This window comes from Gammaproteobacteria bacterium (assembly GCA_027296625.1).
Taxonomy (GTDB): Bacteria; Pseudomonadota; Gammaproteobacteria; order JAKEHO01; family JAKEHO01; genus JAKEHO01.
The window spans coordinates 1-3,410 of the sequence record JAPUIX010000181.1 but is presented as its reverse complement, the minus strand read 5'-3'; the positions used below and the strand labels follow the sequence as shown (position 1 = coordinate 3,410).

Genomic DNA, 3,410 nt, shown 5'->3' with positions numbered 1-3,410 from the left:
CGTAGCGTTGGGTGCTTCCGCAGCGGCAACCTCGATCCTCTGCGTCATATTCATCAATGACCTCAGCGGTGGGCGGCTGCCACCGCTCGCGGTCCTGCTGTTGCCCGTATTGGTCATAGTATTTGCGACTGCGGTGAATCTATTGACGGTTCGATCCAGCGGCTGGATCGCCACCGCGCTGACAGCGGTCAAGATATCGTTGGTCGTGCTCATTGCATTGGGCGCATTCACACTGGCTGACGGCTCGGTCGATAATTTCTCGATGAACGGCGCGGCAGGCACCTGCGAGGGCGTGCCCGAGAGCGCCAAACTCGGATTAGGCGGTTTTGGCGCAGCGATGCTCGGTGCGCTTTGGGGTTACAACGGCTGGGCAATTCTCGCAGCTGTTGGTGGCGAAATCAGGAATCCGGCGCATACCGTGCCGCGGGCCCTGATTGGGGGCACGCTGCTCGTAATCGTACTTTACCTGTTCATCAACACTGCCTATTTTTACGTGCTGACGCCGCTCGAGGTTGCCAGTGTCCCTGAGTCATCCTCAGTTGCGGGCGCCGCGGCATCGCGGTTTTTCGGCCCAGGCGTCGCGGCATTGATGGCCGTCGGACTCGCAATCTCGGCTTACGGCACAACGCACACGACGATGCTCAGCGGGCCGCGTGTCCCGTACGCGCTGGCAAAGGACGGGCTGCTGCCGGCCGCCGTTGCCTATGTTTCCTCAACAGGCGTTCCGGCCGTTGCCATCATCGGCGTGGGCATCTGGTCGATTGTGATGGCCGTTACCGGAACGTTTGACGTCCTCACCGACATTTACATATTCGTGCTTTGGGTGTTCTTCGCCCTCAATGGTGTGGGGCTTTTCGTGCTTCGACGCCGCCAGCCTGAAGCCGAACGACCTTACCGGGTGTGGGGTTATCCGTTCGTGCCTGCCCTGTTTTTGCTCACCGCCACTTACTTATTGATCAACACTCTTGTCGTGACGCCGTACCGGGCATTGGCCGGGCTGGCATTTATTGTTGTCGGCTTGCCGCTTTACACCTACTTTTCACGGCGCAACTGAGAGAGCTAGAACTGAACCCTGAATAGCGTGGCCGGCTTGACGGTGTCCGTGGGCCGGTCTGTGATCGACGTGTCTATGCGCATGCTCATCTCGGCTTCCACGTCATAGCCCCACTTGATTCGCGACGAATCGTCGGCTACAGCCATGGACTTTCGCCATTCGTATTCCTCATTAAGTACTTCCAGCCTGTCTAGTTCTGCTGCCGCCCTGGTCCGATACAGTTCTTCGTACCTCGCGTCCCTATCAATTTTGTCACCGGGCTTGTCCGCGTATATCACGATTTCATCAATCGCTTCGTTTGCCGTTTCTTCACTCGGCTCCGCTTCCTCGTCCGCCGACGATACGGGGCTCGCATCAAACAGGATCGCCACGGTGATTACGGCCCCGATAAGAAAACTGTCGCGCGATACAAACACTACTGGTTTTTTTCCGATACCCAGCCCATCGCTTCAAACCAATAGCTGCGAATCGTTGGCATCCATTTATCACTCTGCTTCGCGGTTATCCAGGCATTGAGAAAGTTCATCAAGCTTTGCTCACCTTTCCGGATCGCGATTGCTTCACTGTGCGCGAGCAACGGTTTGTCGACCGGGACATCAATTTTGTCGCTGGCTCTAAATGCCAGGTAGCGGGCTGCCGGCATTCCGGCAAGGTAAACGTGCGCGCGACCCTCCAGGACCTCCGTCTCTGCAAGCGCCGGAGTTGCATACGCTTTGACGTCTGCACGATCGAAAAACATGTCGGCGACACTATAAGAGGCCGTTCCGGTGACGGCGGCAACGACGATTTCGCCATCATTAAGGTCCGAAAGCGTCTTAATATTTTCTGTCATTTCTATATTGGTTGCGATCCCGGTACCGGATGTTGCTGTAGGCCGGGTAAATTCCACCCGCAGTGCGCGAGCCGGCGTAATCGCCATGCCGCCAGCAATGATATCGATCTCACCTTGCTGTAGCGCCGGGATAAGGCTGTCCCACTCGTAGATTTTGAACTCCGGCGTCACTCCCATGTCCTTCGCCAGGCTGTTGGAAAGTTCAATTTCAAAACCAATGAGATCACCGGATGCTGTCTTAATCGTCCACGGGGCAAATTCCGCGACACCAACGCGAATCGTGCCCCTTTCGAGTATCTCGTCGAGCACATCAGCACTGGCTGAGCCGGCGAAGAAAACCATAAGCAAAGAGATAATTAGATTGAGTGTTCTTGTTCTGGCCATATTCAGGTTCTCGGTAAAATCGGGCGTCGCCGCATTGGATTATGGTGTGATTGTCACGGAGACCTCTGGCTTTGTCCAGACAATGCCTTGGTCGGCAAAACAGTACTGGTGATCAATATTTGAACAGGCGATGATTTCATTGTAGCGTTCCTTGAATCCACTACGAGACGAGTAATCTCATGAATTCCATGCCAATCGCCAAGAAACTCTTGCTTCTAGTCAGTTTGTGGCCGGTGGCTGTACAAGCGCAAGATCAGGCTGCATCTGAGACCGATATGACCGATCCAGCGGATTCGGCTGCCTCCGCCCAGGCCAACAATCCGCTGGCTAGTTTCACCGCGTTTAATCTTCATAATTACTACATTCCGGAATTATCTGGCCCGGTTGAAGAAACAGCGAACAGCTTTATCCTGCGCTACGCCAAACCATTCGGCAAATGGCTGATGCGCGCATCGTTGCCGTTCAATCGCACGCCTACCGGTATTACCACGACCGAGTCAGGTCTTGGAGATCTCGACGTCTTCTTTGCCTACCTGTTTGATACTGGTAATCCCGGTCGAAGTTTCGGTATTGGACCACAGTTCGTATTACCCACGGCAACGGAAGATGCGACGGGCACGGGCAAGTACCAGATCGGACTCGCTGCGGTCTATTTTGACGCAACATCAGCGCAATTTCAGTGGGGTGGATTGTTGACCTATCGTACCGACGTTGGCGGAGACAGTGATCGGGCGGATACAAGTGTCTTTGCGGCCCAACCTTTCTATTTCATACAAATGGGAGGAGGGTATTATTTAAGGGGCGCGCCGATCTGGGCGTTCGATCTTGAGAACAATACCTACCATATCCCTATAGGGTTAGGACTCGGAAAAGTCTTTAAATCTGGCAGTACTGTATTCAATGTCTTCGCTGAACCGCAATTCACTATTCTCCACAAGGGTGACGGCCAACCGCAGTTCCAACTGTTGGTTGGCTTCAATATGCAATTCAACTAAAAAATATTTGCGTCTTTTCTTCATCGGTCATGTGTCAAACTGCGGCCTCAGTATCTTCAAGGTCGCACACGGTGAGTAGCAAGTTTCCAGGTCCAAAAACGCGCGCGGCACTTGAACGCGGCATTCCGCTTTTCAAGAACGGCTT

4 protein-coding genes are annotated in these 3,410 nt (G+C 54.1%); 2 read left to right on the top strand and 2 right to left on the bottom strand.

Going from position 1 to position 3,410, the window contains the following annotated elements; genetic code table 11:
* On the top strand, positions 1–1,054 hold a 1,054-nt coding region (locus O6944_11370), incomplete at its 5' end, for an amino acid permease (GenBank protein ID MCZ6719736.1).
* Positions 1,055–1,059: 5 nt separating this feature from the next.
* Here the strand turns inward: O6944_11370 and O6944_11365 are convergent.
* Together O6944_11365 and O6944_11360 are read right to left on the bottom strand one after the other, a co-directional pair.
* Complete coding sequence (locus O6944_11365) at positions 1,060–1,470, bottom strand: hypothetical protein (protein ID MCZ6719735.1); 411 nt, start codon at positions 1,468–1,470, stop codon at positions 1,060–1,062.
* Positions 1,470–2,270 (bottom strand): transporter substrate-binding domain-containing protein, encoded by an 801-nt coding sequence (locus O6944_11360; protein MCZ6719734.1) that lies wholly within the window; start codon positions 2,268–2,270, stop codon positions 1,470–1,472. Before O6944_11360 ends, O6944_11365 begins: the two co-directional genes overlap by 1 nt.
* Before the next feature lie 179 nt (positions 2,271–2,449).
* Between O6944_11360 and O6944_11355 the strand changes: the two genes are divergently transcribed.
* Positions 2,450–3,265, top strand: a complete 816-nt coding sequence (locus O6944_11355) for a hypothetical protein (GenBank protein ID MCZ6719733.1) — start codon at positions 2,450–2,452, stop codon at positions 3,263–3,265.
* Positions 3,266–3,410: the final 145 nt, after the last annotated feature.